This is a genomic window from Mesorhizobium sp. LjNodule214 (genome assembly GCF_964252735.1).
Taxonomy (GTDB): Bacteria; Pseudomonadota; Alphaproteobacteria; order Rhizobiales; family Rhizobiaceae; genus Mesorhizobium.
The window spans coordinates 1,807,091-1,823,848 of sequence record NZ_CAXUPE020000002.1 but is presented as its reverse complement, the minus strand read 5'-3'; the positions used below and the strand labels follow the sequence as shown (position 1 = coordinate 1,823,848).

General features: G+C 63.5%; 19 protein-coding genes. 10 read left to right on the top strand and 9 right to left on the bottom strand.

The features are described from left to right. Positions 1-62: 62 nt before the first annotated feature. From kdpC to kdpA, 4 genes are read right to left on the bottom strand one after another with little or no spacing between them, the layout of a single operon-like run. Positions 63-632, bottom strand: coding sequence for a potassium-transporting ATPase subunit KdpC (gene kdpC / locus ACSQ3Z_RS22605; RefSeq protein ID WP_436173478.1), 570 nt, complete (start codon positions 630-632; stop codon positions 63-65). Between the two features lie 12 nt (positions 633-644). Beyond that, a complete protein-coding gene (gene kdpB / locus ACSQ3Z_RS22600; RefSeq protein ID WP_436173477.1) occupies positions 645-2,738 on the bottom strand; it encodes a potassium-transporting ATPase subunit KdpB in 2,094 nt (697 codons plus the stop codon). Beyond that, positions 2,735-2,974: a hypothetical protein gene (locus tag ACSQ3Z_RS22595; protein WP_436173476.1), complete on the bottom strand. Its 240-nt coding sequence runs from the start codon at positions 2,972-2,974 to the stop codon at positions 2,735-2,737. Before ACSQ3Z_RS22595 ends, kdpB begins: the two co-directional genes overlap by 4 nt. Then, positions 2,958-4,661 (bottom strand): potassium-transporting ATPase subunit KdpA, encoded by a 1,704-nt coding sequence (gene kdpA / locus ACSQ3Z_RS22590; protein ID WP_436173475.1) that lies wholly within the window; start codon positions 4,659-4,661, stop codon positions 2,958-2,960. Before kdpA ends, ACSQ3Z_RS22595 begins: the two co-directional genes overlap by 17 nt. Between kdpA and ACSQ3Z_RS22585 the strand changes: the two genes are divergently transcribed. Next, on the top strand, positions 4,660-4,914 hold the full coding sequence (locus tag ACSQ3Z_RS22585) for a hypothetical protein (protein WP_436173474.1): 255 nt from the start codon (positions 4,660-4,662) through the stop codon (positions 4,912-4,914). The genes kdpA and ACSQ3Z_RS22585 overlap by 2 nt on opposite strands. Positions 4,915-5,275: 361 nt before the next feature. Then, positions 5,276-7,057: an NAD(P)/FAD-dependent oxidoreductase gene (locus ACSQ3Z_RS22580; RefSeq protein ID WP_436173473.1), complete on the top strand. Its 1,782-nt coding sequence runs from the start codon at positions 5,276-5,278 to the stop codon at positions 7,055-7,057. Positions 7,058-7,096: 39 nt separating this feature from the next. On the opposite strand, the gene ACSQ3Z_RS22575 is transcribed toward ACSQ3Z_RS22580, so the two are convergent. Beyond that, complete coding sequence (locus tag ACSQ3Z_RS22575; protein ID WP_436173472.1) at positions 7,097-8,326, bottom strand: amidohydrolase/deacetylase family metallohydrolase; 1,230 nt, start codon at positions 8,324-8,326, stop codon at positions 7,097-7,099. 31 nt (positions 8,327-8,357) lie between these two features. Next, entirely contained in the window at positions 8,358-8,723 is a 366-nt protein-coding gene (locus tag ACSQ3Z_RS22570; RefSeq protein WP_436173471.1) for a RidA family protein, read from the bottom strand. 216 nt (positions 8,724-8,939) lie between these two features. Here ACSQ3Z_RS22570 and ACSQ3Z_RS22565 point away from each other — a divergent pair, with 216 nt between their 5' ends. Continuing rightward, a complete protein-coding gene (locus ACSQ3Z_RS22565; RefSeq protein WP_436173470.1) occupies positions 8,940-9,425 on the top strand; it encodes a hypothetical protein in 486 nt (161 codons plus the stop codon). Between the two features lie 21 nt (positions 9,426-9,446). On the opposite strand, the gene ACSQ3Z_RS22560 is transcribed toward ACSQ3Z_RS22565, so the two are convergent. The 3 genes from ACSQ3Z_RS22560 to ACSQ3Z_RS22550 form a co-directional block, all read right to left on the bottom strand. Then, entirely contained in the window at positions 9,447-9,635 is a 189-nt protein-coding gene (locus ACSQ3Z_RS22560) for a DUF3606 domain-containing protein (protein WP_436173469.1), read from the bottom strand. A gap of 75 nt (positions 9,636-9,710) precedes the next feature. Continuing rightward, on the bottom strand, positions 9,711-9,971 hold the full coding sequence (locus ACSQ3Z_RS22555) for a DUF982 domain-containing protein (RefSeq protein ID WP_436173468.1): 261 nt from the start codon (positions 9,969-9,971) through the stop codon (positions 9,711-9,713). Positions 9,972-10,097: 126 nt separating this feature from the next. After that, positions 10,098-10,328 (bottom strand): hypothetical protein, encoded by a 231-nt coding sequence (locus ACSQ3Z_RS22550; RefSeq protein ID WP_436173467.1) that lies wholly within the window; start codon positions 10,326-10,328, stop codon positions 10,098-10,100. A 185-nt stretch (positions 10,329-10,513) separates the two neighbouring features. On the opposite strand from ACSQ3Z_RS22550, the gene ACSQ3Z_RS22545 reads away from it, so the two are divergent. From ACSQ3Z_RS22545 to ACSQ3Z_RS22515, 7 genes are all read left to right on the top strand, one after another. Next, the gene (locus tag ACSQ3Z_RS22545) at positions 10,514-11,155 is read left to right on the top strand and encodes a glutathione S-transferase family protein (RefSeq protein WP_436173466.1); all 642 of its coding nucleotides are present in this window, start codon (positions 10,514-10,516) and stop codon (positions 11,153-11,155) included. Positions 11,156-11,320: 165 nt separating this feature from the next. Next, the gene (locus tag ACSQ3Z_RS22540) at positions 11,321-12,823 is read left to right on the top strand and encodes a helicase HerA domain-containing protein (RefSeq protein ID WP_436173465.1); all 1,503 of its coding nucleotides are present in this window, start codon (positions 11,321-11,323) and stop codon (positions 12,821-12,823) included. 105 nt (positions 12,824-12,928) lie between these two features. Then, positions 12,929-13,900, top strand: a complete 972-nt coding sequence (locus ACSQ3Z_RS22535) for a hypothetical protein (RefSeq protein ID WP_436173464.1) — start codon at positions 12,929-12,931, stop codon at positions 13,898-13,900. Between the two features lie 244 nt (positions 13,901-14,144). After that, positions 14,145-15,293, top strand: a complete 1,149-nt coding sequence (locus tag ACSQ3Z_RS22530) for an amidohydrolase (protein WP_436173463.1) — start codon at positions 14,145-14,147, stop codon at positions 15,291-15,293. Between the two features lie 19 nt (positions 15,294-15,312). After that, positions 15,313-15,471: a hypothetical protein gene (locus ACSQ3Z_RS22525; protein WP_436173462.1), complete on the top strand. Its 159-nt coding sequence runs from the start codon at positions 15,313-15,315 to the stop codon at positions 15,469-15,471. Between the two features lie 400 nt (positions 15,472-15,871). Next, complete coding sequence (locus tag ACSQ3Z_RS22520) at positions 15,872-16,087, top strand: dodecin family protein (protein ID WP_258122659.1); 216 nt, start codon at positions 15,872-15,874, stop codon at positions 16,085-16,087. A 149-nt stretch (positions 16,088-16,236) separates the two neighbouring features. Next, entirely contained in the window at positions 16,237-16,728 is a 492-nt protein-coding gene (locus ACSQ3Z_RS22515; RefSeq protein WP_436173461.1) for a hypothetical protein, read from the top strand. Positions 16,729-16,758: the final 30 nt, after the last annotated feature.

The following is a 16,758-nucleotide window of genomic DNA, read 5'->3' as shown; positions in this document are numbered from 1 at the left end:
TTCCTTGAATTACTCTAGATATGGACGGCGCCGGGGAGGCTGTCGACCCCGGCCGGTGCCATTCACTGCTTCGTGGACGCGTCCAGCGCCAGGTTGAGGGCCAGCACGTTGACCACGGGCTCGCCCATGAAGCCGAGCTCGCGGGCCTCGACATGGCTGTCGACAAGCGCCTTGATCTTCGCTTCATCGACGCCCCTGGCCTTGGCCACCCTGGGAACCTGGAAGTAGGCCGCTTCCGGGCTGATATGCGGGTCGAGGCCGCTGCCGGAGGTCGTCACCAGATCCATCGGAACCGGCTGGCTCGGGTTCTCCGCCTTCAGCTTCTCGGCGTCGCCCTTGATGCGGTCGATCAGCTTCTGGTTGGTCGGGCCGAGATTCGAGCCGCTGGAGGCGGTGGCGTTGTAGCCATCGCCGGCGGCCGACGGGCGGCCGTGGAAATAGTGGTCGCTGGCGAAGGCCTGGCCGATCAGTTCGGAACCGACGACCTTGCCGTCCTTCTCGATCAGGCTGCCATTGGCCTGACGCGGAAACAGCGCCTGGGCAATGCCGGTCACGCCGATCGGATAGATGAGGCCGGTCAGCACGGTGAAGAAAACGATCATGATGATCGCGGGTCTGATTTGCGTGAGCATGGACGTGGTTCCTTAGGCAAGGCCGATGGCGGTGATGATCATGTCGATCGCCTTGATGCCGACGAACGGAACGATGATGCCGCCGAGGCCGTAGACGAGAAGGTTGCGGCTGAGCAGCGCGCCGGCGCCGATGGCGCGGTATTTGACGCCCTTCAGCGACAGCGGGATCAGCGCGATGATGATCAGCGCGTTGAAGATGATGGCCGACAGGATGGCGCTTTGCGGCGTTGCCAGATGCATGATGTTGAGCGCCTGCAGCGGCCCGGTGGTCTGCCCCGGTGCGATGTAGAAGACGGCGAACATTGCCGGGATGATGGCGAAGTACTTGGCAACGTCGTTGGCGATCGAGAAGGTCGTCAGCGAACCACGCGTCATCAGCAGCGCCTTGCCGATCTCGACGATCTCGATCAGCTTGGTCGGGTCGCTGTCGAGGTCGACCATGTTGCCGGCTTCGCGCGCGGCGACCGTGCCGGTGTTCATGGCGACGCCGACATCGGCCTGGGCGAGCGCCGGTGCGTCGTTGGTGCCGTCACCGCACATGGCGACCAGCTTGCCCTTGGCCTGTTCGTCGCGGATCAGCTTCAGCTTGTCCTCGGGCGTCGCCTGGGCAAGGAAGTCGTCGACGCCGGCTTCCGCCGCGATCGCCGCCGCCGTCATCGGATTGTCGCCGGTGATCATAACGGTGCGAATGCCCATCTTGCGCAGTTCGGCAAAGCGCTCCCTGATGCCGCCCTTGACGATGTCCTTGAGGTGGACGACGCCGAGCAGGCGGCCGTCGCGCTCGACCGCCAGCGGCGTGCCGCCGGATTTGGCGATCTCGTCGGCGATCGCCTGCAGGTCGCGGACGGCGTCGCTGCCGGGCCGCGTGCCGCTGCTGGCGAGCGTCGACTGACCGACGTGGGCGAGTACGGAATCGACCGCGCCCTTGCGGATCGACGAGCCGTCGATATCGACACCGCTCATGCGGGTCTGCGCGGTGAAAGGCACGAAACTGGCATGCAATGTCGCCATGTCGCGGGCACGGATGGCGTATTTCTCCTTGGCCAGCACGACGATCGAACGGCCTTCCGGCGTTTCGTCGGCAAGCGAGGCGAGCTGTGCCGCATCGGCCAGCTCCTGCTCGGTGACGCCCTTGACTGGGCGGAACTCGGTGGCCTGGCGGTTGCCGAGCGTGATGGTGCCGGTCTTGTCGAGCAGCAGCGTGTCGACGTCGCCCGCCGCCTCGACGGCACGGCCCGACATGGCGAGCACATTGAAGCGCACCAGGCGATCCATGCCGGCGATGCCGATGGCCGACAGCAGCGCGCCGATTGTGGTCGGGATCAGGGTCACGAACAGCGCGACGAGAACGGTCACCGAGATGTAGCCGCCCGAATAGGAGGCGAAGCTCGGGATGGTCGCCGTAGCCAGCACGAAGATCAGCGTCATGCCGACGAGCAGGATGTTGAGTGCGATCTCGTTGGGCGTCTTCTGGCGCGCGGCACCCTCGACCAGCGAGATCATGCGGTCGAGGAAGGTGTGGCCCGATGCAGCGGTGATGCGCACGCGGATCCAGTCGGACAGCACCTGTGTTCCGCCGGTGACAGCCGAACGGTCGCCGCCGGATTCGCGGATGACCGGTGCGGATTCACCAGTGATCGCGGCCTCGTTGACGGAGGCGACGCCTTCGACCACCTCGCCGTCGGACGGGATGATGTCGCCGGCCTCGACCAGCACGATGTCACCGACCTTCAGGCTGGTGCCGGGCACCAGCTTGAACTTGCTGCGACCCTCGCCGTTCAAAAGCTTGGCCTGGGTCTCGGTGCGCGCCTTGCGCAGCGAGTCGGCCTGCGCCTTGCCGCGGCCCTCGGCGACGGCTTCGGCGAAGTTGGCGAACAGCACGGTGAACCACAGCCAGATGATGATCTGCAGCGTGAATCCGAAATCGCCGCCGCCGGTCACCAGGTCCCTGAGGAAGAGGACCGACGTGAGCAGCGACACGATGGCGACGACGAACATCACCGGGTTCTTGACCAAGGTACGCGGGTTCAGTTTCTTGAAGGCCCCGCCTATTGCGGGCCAGAGGATGCGAGCATCCATGATGCTCGCGGATTTGGACTGGCTCATTTGGTGGCTCCAGTATCGATGTTGTTGGCAGGCACCGATCGATCGGATGCCGAAGGAAGATGCGGCGGCCCGTAGACCAGCAACCAGATGACGATCATGACTGCCGCAATGCCGAAGAAGGTGGACAAGGTCGGGAAGGCAGGGGGAGTTGCCTCCCCCTCATTGTCGGCCCGGGGCCGAGCCTTGCGACGCTTGATGTTGAACCAGGACATGACGTTCTCAGAATGTCTGACCATGGATCATCGCCAGATGCTCGACGATCGGTCCGATCGCCAGCGCCGGGAAGAAGGTGAGGCCGACGACGATCAGGATGACGCCGACCAGCAGGCCGACGAACAGCGGACCGTCGGTCGGGAAGGTGCCGGCCGAGGCCGGGACCGACTTCTTCGCCACCAGCGAGCCGGCGATGGCGAGCGCCGGGATGATGACGAGGAAGCGGCCCATCAGCATGCCGATGCCGAGCGTGATGTTGTACCAGGGCGTGTTGCCGGTGAGGCCGCCAAAGGCCGAGCCGTTGTTGGCCGCCGCCGAAGTGTACGCATAGAGCACCTCGGAGAAGCCATGCGGGCCGCCATTGGCCATAGAGGAGACGCCGGTGGGCAGCACGACCGCGATGGCCGTGAAGATCAGCATCGCCAGCGGCAGGCACAGGATGGCGAGCATCGCCATCTTGACCTCCTTGGCCTCGATCTTCTTGCCGAGATATTCGGGCGTGCGCCCGACCATCAGTCCGGCAACGAAGACCGCGACGACGATGAACATCAGGATGCCGTAGAAGCCTGCGCCGACGCCGCCGACGATGACCTCGCCGAGCTGCATGTTGACGATCGGGATCAGGCCGCCGATGGCGGTGAAGCTGTCGTGCATGGCGTTCACCGCGCCGCAGGACGCAGCCGTGGTGATGACGGCGAACAGCGCCGATAGTGCGATGCCGAAGCGGGTTTCTTTGCCTTCCATGTTGCCGCCGTCGATGCCCAGCGCATGGACGAGCGGATTGCCTGATGCTTCGGCCCAGTAGCAGACGGCGACGCCGGCGACGAACAGCACGCCCATCGCGGCCAGGATCGCCCAGCCCTGGCGCTGGTTGCCGACCATGCGGCCGAAGACGTTGGTGAGTGCCGCTCCAAGGGCAAAGATCGTCACCATCTGGATCAGGTTGGAGATTGCGTCGGGGTTTTCGAACGGATGGGCGGCGTTGGCGTTGAAGAAGCCGCCGCCATTGGTGCCGAGCATCTTGATGGCGACCTGCGAGGCGACCGGGCCGAGTGCGATTGTCTGCTTCGCGCCCTCGAGCGTGGTGGCATCGACATAGGGGCCGAGCGTCTGTGGCATGCCGAGCCAGACATAGACGAGGGTCAGCACGATGCAGAGCGGCAAGAGGATGTAGAGGGTGCAGCGGGTCATATCGACCCAGAAATTGCCGATCGATTTCACCGAGGCGCGGGCGAAGCCGCGGATCAGCGCCACCGCAATGGCAATGCCGACCGCAGCCGACATGAAGTTCTGCACGGTGAAGCCGGCCATCTGCACGAGATAGGACATCGTGCTTTCACCACCATAGTTCTGCCAGTTGGTGTTGGTCGGGAAGCTGACGGCGGTGTTGAAGGCGAGCCCGGGTTCGACAGCGGTCATGCCGGCCGGATTGTAGGGCAGGACCCCTTGTGCGCGCTGCAGGACATAGAGCAAGAGGAAACTGGCCAGGCTGAAGAACATGATGCCGGCCGCATAGGTGGTCCAGTGCTGTTCCTCGTTCTCGCTGGTTCCCGAGATGCGGTAGAGGCCACGCTCGATGGGGCCGAGGACAGGCGAGAGAAGCGTGCGCTCGCCGCTGAAAACGCGGTGCATGTAACCGCCGAGCGGCTTCACCAGCAAAACGACGATCCCGCAATAGACGAGGATCTGTATCCATCCGTTGAGAGTCATGAGATTGGCTTTCCGTGCCTGGCGCCAGCAGCGATCAGAAGCGTTCTGGGCGAACGAGGGCGTATGTCAGGTAGGCGAGGAGGAACAAGGTCACACCACCGCCGAGGATATAGTCGAGAAGCATTTTACTGTCCTTCGCTCAGAGAATGTCGCAGGCTTTGATGTAGGCGAAGGACATGGCGAAGAACAAAACCCCTATCCCGAGAACGATGATATCCATTGTATTTTCCTTGCTTGCGCCTTGTGCTTGTGATTGCAGCCGGCAACGTCGAAATCCACGGGGAACGGCACGCGTACCTTGATTGGCGACGACGTCCGGAGCTTCAGCTCGCGATGGAATATGGACCCGATCGCCATAAAGGTTCGAGACGGGGCGGGGAGGAAAGAAATAGGAATCCTATAAAGGTTTTTGCGCGCCCTGAGTTCAGGGCTGGCTTCGAAGGCGCTGCGCTCCGTTTCGCGACGTCGTCGCTTGGATAGCCGTTCGATCGTGTCTGTCAGCCATGAAGTGATCGGAGCTGCAGCGTGACAGATCGCCTCGAACTATCCTATTTTGCGACGAAGCGGCGACCGAGCATTCTGTCGGCGCATCGGGAACAGACGAAGGAAGACAGATGCTCGACATTGCACCATCGCAACAGGCTGCCACCTGGCTCGGCTCCTTTGGCAGGGCACTCGAAGCGGGCGATGTCGACGCCGTGACCAACCTCTTCGTCGAGGATTGCTACTGGCGTGATCTGCTGACCTTCACCTGGAACATCAAGACCATGGAAGGCCAGGCGGCTATCCGCGAGATGCTGGAGGCGACGCTGGCGACCGCGAAGCCGTCTCACTGGCACCTGTCCGGCGAAGCGAGCGCGGACGAGGGCCTTGTCGAGGCCTGGTTCACCTTCGAAACAGCCGTGGCACGCGGCGAGGGCATTCTACGCCTGCAGGACGGCCGCTGCCGGACGCTGTTTACCGCGATGAGCGAATTGAAGGGCTTCGAGGAGCAGAAGGGTCCGGCGCGGCCGCTCGGCATCCGACACAAGGCCGATCCTGATCGCGAGACCTGGGCGGAGGCGCGGGCGCGCGAGGCGCGTGACGTAGGCGTACGCGAGCAGCCCTATTGCCTGGTCATCGGCGGCGGCCAGGGCGGCATCATGCTAGGCGCCCGGCTGAGGCAGCTTGGCGTGCCCTCCCTCATCATCGAGAAGAACGCGCGGCCCGGCGATTCCTGGCGCAACCGCTACCGCTCGCTCGTGCTGCACGATCCGGTCTGGTACGATCATCTGCCCTACATTCCGTTTCCGGAAAACTGGCCGGTGTTCACGCCCAAGGACAAGATGGGCGACTGGCTGGAGATGTACACGCGGGTCATGGAGCTCAATTACTGGGTTGCCACGAAATGCGTCAGCGCCAGCTATGACGAGGCCGAGAAGGTCTGGACGGTCGTGGTCGATCGTGTCGGGCAGCGCATCACGCTGAAGCCAAAGCATATCGTCTTCGCCACCGGCGCCTACGGTCCGCCCCGGCAGATCGCGCTGCCGGGCGCCGAAACCTTCAAGGGCGAATTGCTGCATTCCAGCCAGTACTCCAGCGGAGAGAAATTCCGCGGCAAGAAGGTTGCGGTCATCGGCGCGGCAAGTTCGGGGCACGATGTCAGCGTCGACCTCTGGGAGAGCGGTGCCGAGGTGACCATGGTCCAGCGTTCGCCGACGACGGTGGTCAAATCCGACACGCTGATGGACGTCGGGTTCGAGATTTTCTCCGAGAAGGCGCTGGCGCGCGGCATCTCCACCGACAAGGCCGATATGATCGTCGCCTCGACCCCATTCGCATTGGTGCCGAAAGGCCAGCGGGCGCTCTACGATGTCATCAGGGCGCGTGATGCTGCGTTCTACGACCGCTTGCGAGCCACGGGCTTCGCCATCGATTTCGGCGAGGACGAGACCGGGCTTCTGATGAAGGCCTATCGCACCGGTTCGGGCTTCTACATCGATGTCGGCGCCTGCGAGCTGATCATCAATGGCGAGATCGGCGTGCGCAGCGGTGTCGGAATCAAGTCGCTGACGCCGAGCGGCATTCTCTTCGAAGACGGCACCGAGCTTGCCGCCGACGCGATCATCTCCTGCACCGGCTACCAGTCGATGAACGAGAACGTGGCGGCGATCGTCTCGCGCGAGGTTGCCGACAACGTCGGCCCGTGCTGGGGGCTGGGTTCGGGTGTGAAGGGCGATCCCGGCCCGTGGCAGGGCGAACTGCGCAACATGTGGAAACCGACGGCGCAGGACGCACTGTGGTTCCACGGGGGCAATCTGGCGCTGTCGCGCTTTTATTCGAAATATGTGGCGCTGCAGATCAAGGCGCGGATGGAGGGGATTGCAACGCCGGTCTATGGGGCGCCGGGGCGCTGAAGATTTGCGATCTCCCCCCTCGTGGGGGAGATTGGCTCATCACCGATGCCCGAAATGCCGGGCCGCAACCTCGACATGGGTGTGGTGGGCGTGTGCTTCGAAACGTTCGGTCTCGCTGATATCGCCGGCTGCCTCGTTCGGCCACCAGACACCGCCGATGGCGATGCCATCCGAGACCAGCCGCTGATCGGCGACCAACGAGGCGCCGACGGCGTCGACGAAGGTGAAGCGCCCTGGTACCTGCCTGAGTACCGCGACGTCGCCGACGCCGCCGACCTTCAGCGTGCCGAGGTCGGGCCTTGCGATCGCGTCGGCAGGCCCCTGTGTGGCGGCGCGCAGCACCTCCACCAGCGGCATGCCGAGCGCCAGCAATTTCGACATGCAGACCAGGATGTCGAAGGCTGGGCCGTCGACGCAGTAGAGATGCACGTCGCTGCTGATCACATCTGGCGCCAGCCCGTCCCTCAGCATGGCTCTCGCCACCTCGAAGTCGAACGAACCCATACCGTGGCCGATGTCGAAGATGACGCCGCGCTCGCGCGCCAGCCGCATGTCGGGGCGCACCGCGCCGGAGGCAAAGACCGGCGCGTTGGGGAACGGCCGGAAGCAGTGGGTGAGGATGTCGCCCTTGCGCAGGCGCGGCAGCACTTCGGAGCGGGCGGGCGGCGGCTCGTCGATATGCGCCATCAGCGGCATGCCCGATTTGTCGGCGGCCTCGAGCGCGAGATCGACCGGCGCGATGCCGCTTGTGCCGCCGGCGTGGCGTCCGGAGCGCACCTTGACGCCGACGACCACGTCTGCGTGCTCGCGCACCGCCGCCACGACCTCTCGCGGCTCGCAGAGCCTCAGGTCGCTGCATTCGCCGACAGAGACGGTCTGCGAAAATCCGAATATGCCGGCAAAGGAGATGTTGACGTAAGCGAGGATGCGGACCTTGGAGCGCTCGATGACGTGGCGGCGAAAGCCCAGAAAGTTGCCGGCGCCGGCGCTGCCGGCGTCGACGAAGGTGGTGGTGCCGCTCTTGGCGGCAATGCGGTCGGCGTCGACGCCGAGCGAGGTGCCGCCCCAATAGACATGGCTGTGCAGATCGATCAGGCCGGGCATGACGATGCAATCCCTGGCATCGATGACTTGTCTGGCGTGCTCGGCATCGATGGCGGCGTCGATCGCGGCTATCCTGCCATCGGCGATGGCAAGATCGCGCTGCGCGTCGAGCCCGGAGGCCGGATCGATGACGCGGCCGCCTTTTACCAGGAGATCGAATTGCATCGGCCAGCCTCCGTTGCGTTGCACTGTCCGGTCAGACCGGTCGGTAGGCGACGGCTTCGACCTCGATCTTGATGTCGATCATCAGCCGCGATTCGACCGTGGTGCGGGCCGGCGGATCCTTCGGAAAATGCCGGGCATAGACCGCGTTGAAAGCGCCGAAATCGCGCGCATCCTCAAGCCAGACCGTGGTCTTGACGACGTCGTCCATGGTGCAGCCGGCCAGCGCCAGTGCCGACCTGATGTTCGAAAGCACTTGCTCGGTCTGTTCGGTGATGCCGCCCGTGACGACCACGCCATCGCTGCCGACCGGCACCTGGCCTGAGACATAGACGAAATCGCCGGCGCGCACGGCGGGCGAGAGCGGCACATGGGATGTTCCAAAACACTGCTTGGGCAAGAAAAAACTCCTGTTCAGACATGGCAGTTGGTCGCGCCGTTGCCGACCCTCTACGCCGATCAGCGCAATCCTCATAGAGGCCCGGTTGGAAAGCAACATTTTCGAAATCCCATGTTGCTTTGCTGCAGGCGGCCCAGCATCTTGCGCCGCCGATTGCGATCGCCTTGGTGAATCAAGTCGGTGCGTGCAGACGCGTTTCCAGCCAGGAGAAAGAAAATGACTTTCGACAGGAACCCATTTCCGGCCGGCGACGCCGATCGGCACGCGCTGTGGGAGATGCTGGTGCGGCGCGACATCGACGCGTTCCTTGGCCAGGACTGGTCGATGGTCGAGGATGATTTCGTCGCCGAAAGCTTCTTCGGCATGCATGCGCATTTCCTCAGTGATGCCGACGCCTGGCGGCTGCAGTTCCCGACGCTTGCCGCCTATCGCGATGAATGGCTGCGCCAGGCCAAGGAGACCGCGGCTACAGAATTCGCCGAGCCGCTGCGCGAGGCGCTGTTTCGCGTCACCAACATGCGCGACATCGATGTCGACGGCGACCGGGCCGTGCTGCACAAGAAGTTCAACGGCTCGGTCGCCAAGGCCGACGGCAGCGTCGAGAAACTGAAATGGCAGACCCTCTATTTCTGCACGAAACTCGGCGGCCGCTGGAAGATAGCGGGCTTTGTCGGCTATATGCCGCATCCGCTGGGCAGCTAGCAGCGTCGCCGCCGATCAGCCCTACGATCCCTTGATGCTCTCGGCCAATTCATGCAGCACCTTGCGATCGGTGCCGTGCCGTTTGATGAGTGTCCGGGCCTGCTCCGGCGTGATGCCCGCCTCCTCGGCGAAATGCCGGACCTCATAGTCCTCGTCGCGGGTCATTTGCGAACGGTCGCGGTTGTCGGTCCTGGTCTTGTCATCGGCCATGACTGCGTCCCTCGTTTCAACCGAGAGCATAACGAGCAAGATTTCCAGGAGTTCCCAGGCGCTATCCAAGCAACGCTAGTGTCGGCCTTCGCCGACGAAAACATGCGCCTCCCTGGCGGCAGCAGCGAACGCCCGCTGCGCGGTGCCAACCGCCCGCCGCTGCTCCATCGCATCCATCATCGCTTTCAAGGCCGAGCGGTATTTCGGCCCGCGCTTTGCCTGCGGCCATTTGTCGACCAGCAACGAGGCGGCCTGGACCGTGCCGGTTACCGTCAGGAGCCGTCCTCTTCGTTCACTTTCGATGATGATAGGAACGTCGAATTGTTCATCACGCATTGACGCCACTCCTCGATTCCAGCGAATCGAACGGCGCAACAAGTTATTCGTTCCCGGTTGGAACTGCTTCTCTTCGCTTAACGCAATTCCGGACGGAAAACCGCTTCACACTTTTCCTGGAATTGCTCAGTGGCTTCGGTGATCGAACACCACCCCCATGGTCTTACCAATTGCCGCCATCACGATCAGTTCGACGAGATCGTCGTCGCTGTCCTCGCAGGCCGGGCTGATCCGGCGGATCGCCTCGATTGCCGCCCTGGTCGAAATGGTGTCGCCGGCGCGGAATTTTGAAAGCGCAGAAGAAACAAGTTCTTGCGCCGTCATGTCGATGACAGGCACGTTCAGCACGACGTTCATTGGCCTCCTCCTGCCATGAACCCTCCCGAAAAGGATGATACGCCGAACGGCAATTTCCGCCAGCGAAATGGTGGTCCGACCAGTTGGCAAGGCACGTTGTCGCCTGGCCGAACAAGAGAGGAGGCTGGCGCAATTCTGCGTGTGATAGGGTTCGAGCCGATCCCCATCCAGGACCGTCATTCGAGATGAAACTGTTCTTCAGCCGCAATCCAAATCCTCGCCTCGCGGTCGCGGTGGCGCGCACTCTCGAGGCGAAGGTCGAGTTTGAATTCGCCGCACCCATGGCGCCTGGGCAGGCCGAGCGATTTCGGCCGCTCAATCCGAACCTTACCTTGCCGATATTGGCAGGCTCGGAAGACAGCCTCTGGGAGGCCGACGCCATAGCCTGCCGGCTTTCACGCGACATGCGCTCGGATTTCTGGCGCAGCGGCGACGACGAACCCGACATGATCCGATGGCTGAGTTGGGGCAAGGAGAACTTCGTGAGGGCTTGCGACACCGTGCATTTCGAGCGCGGCACCAAGCAGCGCTATGGGCTTGGCCCGATCGATCCGGAAAAGATCGAGGAGGGGCTGGGAGAGTTTCGCAAGGCGGCTGCGATCCTCGAGGCGGAGCTCTCCCGGCGGCAATGGCTGGTCGGAAATTCCGTTTCCTATGCCGATTTCCGCATGGCGACGTTCCTGCCCTTCAACGATGTCGCCGGATTGCCGCTCGATGATTATCCCTCTGTCCTCAGCTGGTATCGCCAGCTCGAAGACATCGACGCCTGGCGTGATCCCTTCAAGGGGCTGGATGCGCCGCAATTGCCGCCGGTCAAGCCAGCGTGAGGCAGTGCCGAAGAGGGCAAGCCGGCCGGCATCTGGGGTTTGCTGCCCATCTCGGCTGATGGCGATCGCCCAGCTTGTGCGCAACATCGAGCGGCCGACCATGGGCGCTCGACTGGCTGCCATGCGGTTGATAAGCCCGTCTGCGAAGGAGAGCCTTGAGTCGACATGACCGTTGCGATCGAGATGGGACACACGACGGCGGGCGCGCCGGCGGCCCTCGACCTTGAGGAACTGCTGGCAACCCGCCTGCTGGTGCAGGGCAATTCGGGCTCCGGCAAGTCGCATCTGTTGCGCCGGCTGCTGGAGCAGAGTGCGCCCTGGGTGCAGCAGACAATCATCGACCCGGAAGGCGACTTCGTGTCGCTGGGCGAGCGTTTCGGCCATCTGGTGATCGATGCCGAGGAGCATACCGAGCGCGGCCTGCAGAGCGCCGGCGAGCGCGCGCGCATCCATCGCGTCTCCACGGTGCTCAATCTCGAGGGGCTCGACGCCGAGAACCAGATGCGGCGCGCCGCCGCCTTCCTCGGCGGGCTGTTCGAGGTCGCCCGCGACCACTGGTACCCGATGCTGGTGGTTGTGGATGAGGCGCAGCTGTTCGCGCCGGCGGTCGCCGGCGAGGTTTCGGACGAGGCGCGCAAGCTCTCGCTCGGCGCCATGACGAACCTGATGTGCCGTGGCCGCAAACGCGGGCTTGCCGGGATCATCGCCACCCAGCGGCTGGCCAAGCTCGCCAAGAACGTCGCGGCCGAGGCATCCAATTTCCTGATGGGCCGGACTTTCCTCGATATCGACATGGCGCGCGCGGCCGATCTTCTGGGCATGGAGCGGCGCCAGGCGGAGGCGTTTCGCGACCTGGAGCGCGGGCAGTTTATGGCGCTTGGCCCGGCGCTGTCGCGGCGTCCGCTGGGCCTGCGCATCGGCCCGACCGATACAAGCCCTCGCAACGGCACGCCGCGCCTGATGCCACTGCCGGAAGCGGCTCTTGAGGACGCCCGCGCGATCATCCTGGCGGCCCCGCCGCCCGAGCCTGTGCGGCCGCAGCGCCGGGCGGCGTCGCCGGACCTGCTCGACCAGCTGATGGCGGCGAAGTCGGCGGCGCTGGACATCCGTCTCGAACCGGCGGAGCCGCCGATCAGCGCCGAGGATTTGGCGCAGCGCCGCGAGCGGGTGGACCGTGTCCTGCGCGCCGTGCTGGCCGAGCCCGATGCGGGCTTCCGCGTCATCGGCGTGCTCTATCAGGAATTCGTGGTTCGCTGCCGCATCGAGGGCCTCGCATCGGTCGTGCCGGACTTGCCGGCGTTCCGCCGCATGCTAACGCGCGCCCGCGCCGGGCTCGGCTCGGATGTGGCGCAGGATGACGCGTGGCGGGACGTCTCGGTCCGCGCCTCGCTTCTGCCCGAAGAGATGCAGGGCGTGTTCATGATGATCGCGCGGGCGGCGAAGGAGGGCTGGCCGTGCCCGAGCGACGCAGCGATCGCCCGCGCCTATGGCTCGCACTCGCTGCGCCGTGCCCGGCGCCTGCTGACCTATATCGAGGAGCAGGGCCTCATCGTCTGCCAGCTCGACGGTACCGGCCGGCGCACCGTCACGCTGGTCGAACTCGCCTGGGCAACGGCCCCGGGCGACCCCAATGCCGAGGAGGCGGAGCAGGGGAGTTTGGCGCTGTGATCGATGACACGCGCTAAACCAGAAGTGTTTCGCCGATTGGCGCGAGGTCTTTTATGCTAACGCCGCGATGATTCGCAGAACGGCTTTGGCAGGAGAATTGATCCGGTGCGGTTGAGATCTGTTCCGCTGGGCGTCGTCGCTCTCCTCAGCTTGCTCGTCGTCGTCATCGCCCTGACGGCGTCGGCCCGGTCTTTCGGCGCACGATCCGATGTCCCGGCCTGGCTGCAGGCCCATGTCGGCAACGGCGACGGTCAGATCGCGCAAGTGGTGCTGGAGCGGGCCCGCGCGCTTTACCTGAAGAAGGTGGCCCAAGGCGCCGTTAAAAACTCATGCTACTTTGCCATGGACGCGACGCGCCCCGGCGATATGGGCAATGGCGTGCTGGGGCGCCGATACTACGTCATCTGCGAAGCCGAGCAGTCGTTTCGCGCGATTTCGTCGGGTCACGGCAGCGGCCGGAATCTGAAGGGCGTCGTGAATTTCGCGAACGGAAGACGCTGCGCGAAAAACTTTGGCAATGCGTTGGATTCTTCACTGACGGCCGGCGGCGCCTACATGACCGGCGAGGCCAAAACCTCGTTCAAAGGCTATTACCGCGTCGGCGCGAAACAGGACACGGTGTTGCTGCGCACCTTCATACAGTTCGACGGCGAAGGCGAAGCCGCCAACGCCAGGCAGCGGGTGATCGGCGGGCATGCGGCGCAGGTGCTGAGGGGAATGTGCCTTCGCAAAAGTCCGAAAAGCTCCTACGCCGACCATGACGGCTACGTGCCGTTCGGCAAGCTGGTGGATTACGCCGGCGGGCGCAGCAATGGCTGCACCAGCTGGTCGCCGGCGGATGCACGGCAGATGATCGCGATGGTGAAGAACAACCCGACGACGCTCTACATCTATCCGGAATCACGCGACATCGCCGCCGTCGCGAAAGCAGGCGCCTATTGGAATGCGTCGTGCCTGAAGGAGATCGGCACGCCGAAATTCTGGCCGAGAAAAACGCTCGAGCCGATCATCGCCCAGTACAAAAAGGATCATCCGGAACCGCCGCCACAGCCGGTGCCAATCTGCAAGGGGTCGTGATTTTAGCTGTTGCCTGCCGGCATAGCCGACAGGCCGACGGCGCTGCCCTCCTGGTTCGAAATTGCAGTTGATGGCATCGTGTTCCGACGCACTGTCAAGTTGCGCGTGCTATGGAGACGGCAGCGCTAGAGCGGTTCAGCTTTTGATAGAATCGCCGACCCGCTCCAAGTATTGTTTTTACGCAATTCCGGACGGAAACCGCTGCGCACTTTTCCTGGAATTGCTCTAAGCGGAGCAGGAAAACATGACCCTGACCAATCGAGACATTGTCGAGCTGACGGCATGGCGCCGTAGGCTGCACCAGCATCCGGAAATCTCGAATGAGGAAGAGAAGACCGCGAGCGAGGTTGTCGGCTTCCTCGCCGACACAGGGCCGGACAAGGTGCTGACCGGATTGGGTGGCCACGGTGTGGCGGCGGTATATGAAAGCGGCAAAGCCGGACCGACGGTCTTGTTCCGGTCGGAACTCGATGCGCTGCCGATTTACGAGCTTTCAGGCGTTTCTCATTCATCGCTGGTGCCGGGTAAGTCGCATATGTGCGGCCATGACGGACATACCGCGATCCTTGCCGCACTTGGCCGCCAGTTCGGGCGCGAAAGACCGGCGCGCGGCCGCGTCGTGCTGATGTTCCAGCCGGCGGAAGAAACCGGCAATGGCGCGGCCGGCGTCGTCGCCGATCCGCGCTTTGGCGAGATCGCGCCGGATTTCGCCTTCTCGCTGCACAATCTGCCGGGCGTGCCGTTCGGTGAGGTGCGTATCAAACCCGGCGTGGTCAACTGTGCTTCACGCGGCATGCGGATCGTGCTGGAGGGCAAGACCGCGCATTCGTCGATGCCCGAAACGGGCGTCTCGCCAATGATGGCGGTCAGCCAGCTGATGCCGGCACTGCCTGCGCTCGGGCACGGAACCTTTGCCGACGACGACTTCAGCATGGTGACCGTCACCCATGCCCTGATGGGCGAAGCCGTGTTCGGCATTGCGCCGGGAAATGCAGAGGTGTGGGCGACGCTGCGCACAAGGCGCGACGAGCGCATGGCGGACCTGTGCGCCGCCGCGCAAGCGCTGGCCGCAAGGATCGCGGGAGAGCATCGCCTTTCCGCCCACTATGACTATCACGAGATCTTCGTTGCCAGCGTCAACGCGCCGGATGCCGTGGACCATCTGCAGCGCGCGCTGGATGAGGAAGGCGTGCCACGCACGGAGGAAGCCCTGCCGATGCGCGCTTCGGAAGATTTTGGCATCTTTGGCCACAAGGCCGCGTCCGCCATGTTCTTCCTCGGCGCCGGCGAGCGCTACCCGGCGTTGCACAATCCCGACTATGACTTTCCGGACGATCTGATCCCGATCGGATCCAGAATATTCATGCGCACGGCGCGCAACCTTCTGGGCTGAACCCTGACGCAGTACGCTGGTGCTGCTAGCCGTGCAAGGCGAGGTGCTTGGCCGCACCATGCTCGTTTCAGCCGACCTCGCCACAAGCAGGCTGGTGCGGCCTTTCGACCACGCGCTGAAAGCCGTCTCCAGCTTCTGCCTCGTCTACCCCCAGAGGCCATCCGCCAGCGCAAGGTGAGGGCGTTTCGGATTGGCTGTTTTCGGAGATGGCGGTGGGAGCCCAGCGGAAATCGAGGCAGGGGCCGCGTCGCGGGCGAAAGTGATCAGCTACGCGGATAGTGGACGGCGACTGAAAGTCAGGAACGCACCAAAAAGCGGTCATCCGCCGCCAGTTCTCGGATGACCGCAGTGGGCCGAGAACAGACCGGCAGCTTCGGTCTGCGGATCGTCCAGAGCGGACATTTAGCTTGGGCGCGGGCATCGTCGTGACCTGACCCAACGCGGACCTTCGCGGTAACGGAGATGACCGTCCTCCTTTAGGAGCCAAGCGGTCGTTGGACGCTTCCCCAAAGCCACGGCAGCAAATCTCTGGTAAGAATGAAGTCCAGTCTGTCGATCGGATCAAAAGGGAGGAACCGATGTCGAATAGCGTCTACAAGATTATCGAACTGGTTGGCACGAGCACCAAATCCTGGGACGACGCTGCGCGCGCCGCTGTGGAACGCGCCTCGAGTAGCTTGCGTGACCTGCGCATCGCCGAGGTAGTGAAACTCGACCTCCAAATCAAGGACGGGAAGGTCGAGGCCTACCGCGCCAAGGTCAGCGTATCCTTCAAATACGAGGACAAAGCGTAGCGAGACCGCGCCCGCGCGACCTGGCCCGGCTTGTCCGCGGGCGCTCGAAACCGACAGGAGATAAGGCACGCGCCGTAACCCCAGGGCCACCCTCGCTCGAGCAGGCATCTGATCGCCGAGCGCCCCACCGCGGCAGGAGGAAGCCTGTCATGATGAAACGTGTCACGGTAATATTTCTCTCAGCAGCCGTGCTTTCTTACGGTGCCGTTCTACATGCCGGGGAGATTGAGTTTCTGAAATCCATGAACGGTAGTTGGAGAGGGAATGGTACGGTCAAAATCCGCGTCAATTCTCTGCCACTGAACATCTCTTGTAAATTTACCTCGGGCGCTACCGACACTTCGCTTACACTGGCAGGCAAATGTACTGGTTTCATGGGCCTTTCCCGAGCCATTGGTGCAGACATAAGGACGAATGGGTCAACTTACACCGGCTCCTACGTTGGAGCGGGCACGGGCATCGCTGGCGTGAACGGCAAGCGCTCAGGCAATGCCATCAAGCTCGCCATCCGTTGGGCCAAGGATGTCAATGGTGATCGCAGCGCTAGAATGACAATCGAGAAAATCGGAAGCGATGGCATGCGTCTGACCACAGTCGATACCGATCCGAGAACCGGCAAGAGCGTGTCACCAGCCAGATAAATCTGCGCAGAGGCCCCTAGCCGTTTACGC

Bases quoted from the DNA above. Each gene is read 5' to 3' on its own strand.
- kdpC (WP_436173478.1), bottom strand. From the start codon at position 632: ATGCTCACGCAAATCAGACCCGCGATCATCATGATCGTTTTCTTCACC.
- kdpB (WP_436173477.1), bottom strand. From the start codon at position 2,738: ATGAGCCAGTCCAAATCCGCGAGCATCATGGATGCTCGCATCCTCTGG.
- ACSQ3Z_RS22595 (WP_436173476.1), bottom strand. From the start codon at position 2,974: ATGGTCAGACATTCTGAGAACGTCATGTCCTGGTTCAACATCAAGCGT.
- ACSQ3Z_RS22585 (WP_436173474.1), top strand. From the start codon at position 4,660: ATGAGATTGGCTTTCCGTGCCTGGCGCCAGCAGCGATCAGAAGCGTTC.
- kdpA (WP_436173475.1), bottom strand. From the start codon at position 4,661: ATGACTCTCAACGGATGGATACAGATCCTCGTCTATTGCGGGATCGTC.
- ACSQ3Z_RS22580 (WP_436173473.1), top strand. From the start codon at position 5,276: ATGCTCGACATTGCACCATCGCAACAGGCTGCCACCTGGCTCGGCTCC.
- ACSQ3Z_RS22575 (WP_436173472.1), bottom strand. From the start codon at position 8,326: ATGCAATTCGATCTCCTGGTAAAAGGCGGCCGCGTCATCGATCCGGCC.
- ACSQ3Z_RS22565 (WP_436173470.1), top strand. From the start codon at position 8,940: ATGACTTTCGACAGGAACCCATTTCCGGCCGGCGACGCCGATCGGCAC.
- ACSQ3Z_RS22560 (WP_436173469.1), bottom strand. From the start codon at position 9,635: ATGGCCGATGACAAGACCAGGACCGACAACCGCGACCGTTCGCAAATG.
- ACSQ3Z_RS22555 (WP_436173468.1), bottom strand. From the start codon at position 9,971: ATGCGTGATGAACAATTCGACGTTCCTATCATCATCGAAAGTGAACGA.
- ACSQ3Z_RS22550 (WP_436173467.1), bottom strand. From the start codon at position 10,328: ATGAACGTCGTGCTGAACGTGCCTGTCATCGACATGACGGCGCAAGAA.
- ACSQ3Z_RS22545 (WP_436173466.1), top strand. From the start codon at position 10,514: ATGAAACTGTTCTTCAGCCGCAATCCAAATCCTCGCCTCGCGGTCGCG.
- ACSQ3Z_RS22540 (WP_436173465.1), top strand. From the start codon at position 11,321: ATGACCGTTGCGATCGAGATGGGACACACGACGGCGGGCGCGCCGGCG.
- ACSQ3Z_RS22530 (WP_436173463.1), top strand. From the start codon at position 14,145: ATGACCCTGACCAATCGAGACATTGTCGAGCTGACGGCATGGCGCCGT.
- ACSQ3Z_RS22520 (WP_258122659.1), top strand. From the start codon at position 15,872: ATGTCGAATAGCGTCTACAAGATTATCGAACTGGTTGGCACGAGCACC.
- ACSQ3Z_RS22515 (WP_436173461.1), top strand. From the start codon at position 16,237: ATGATGAAACGTGTCACGGTAATATTTCTCTCAGCAGCCGTGCTTTCT.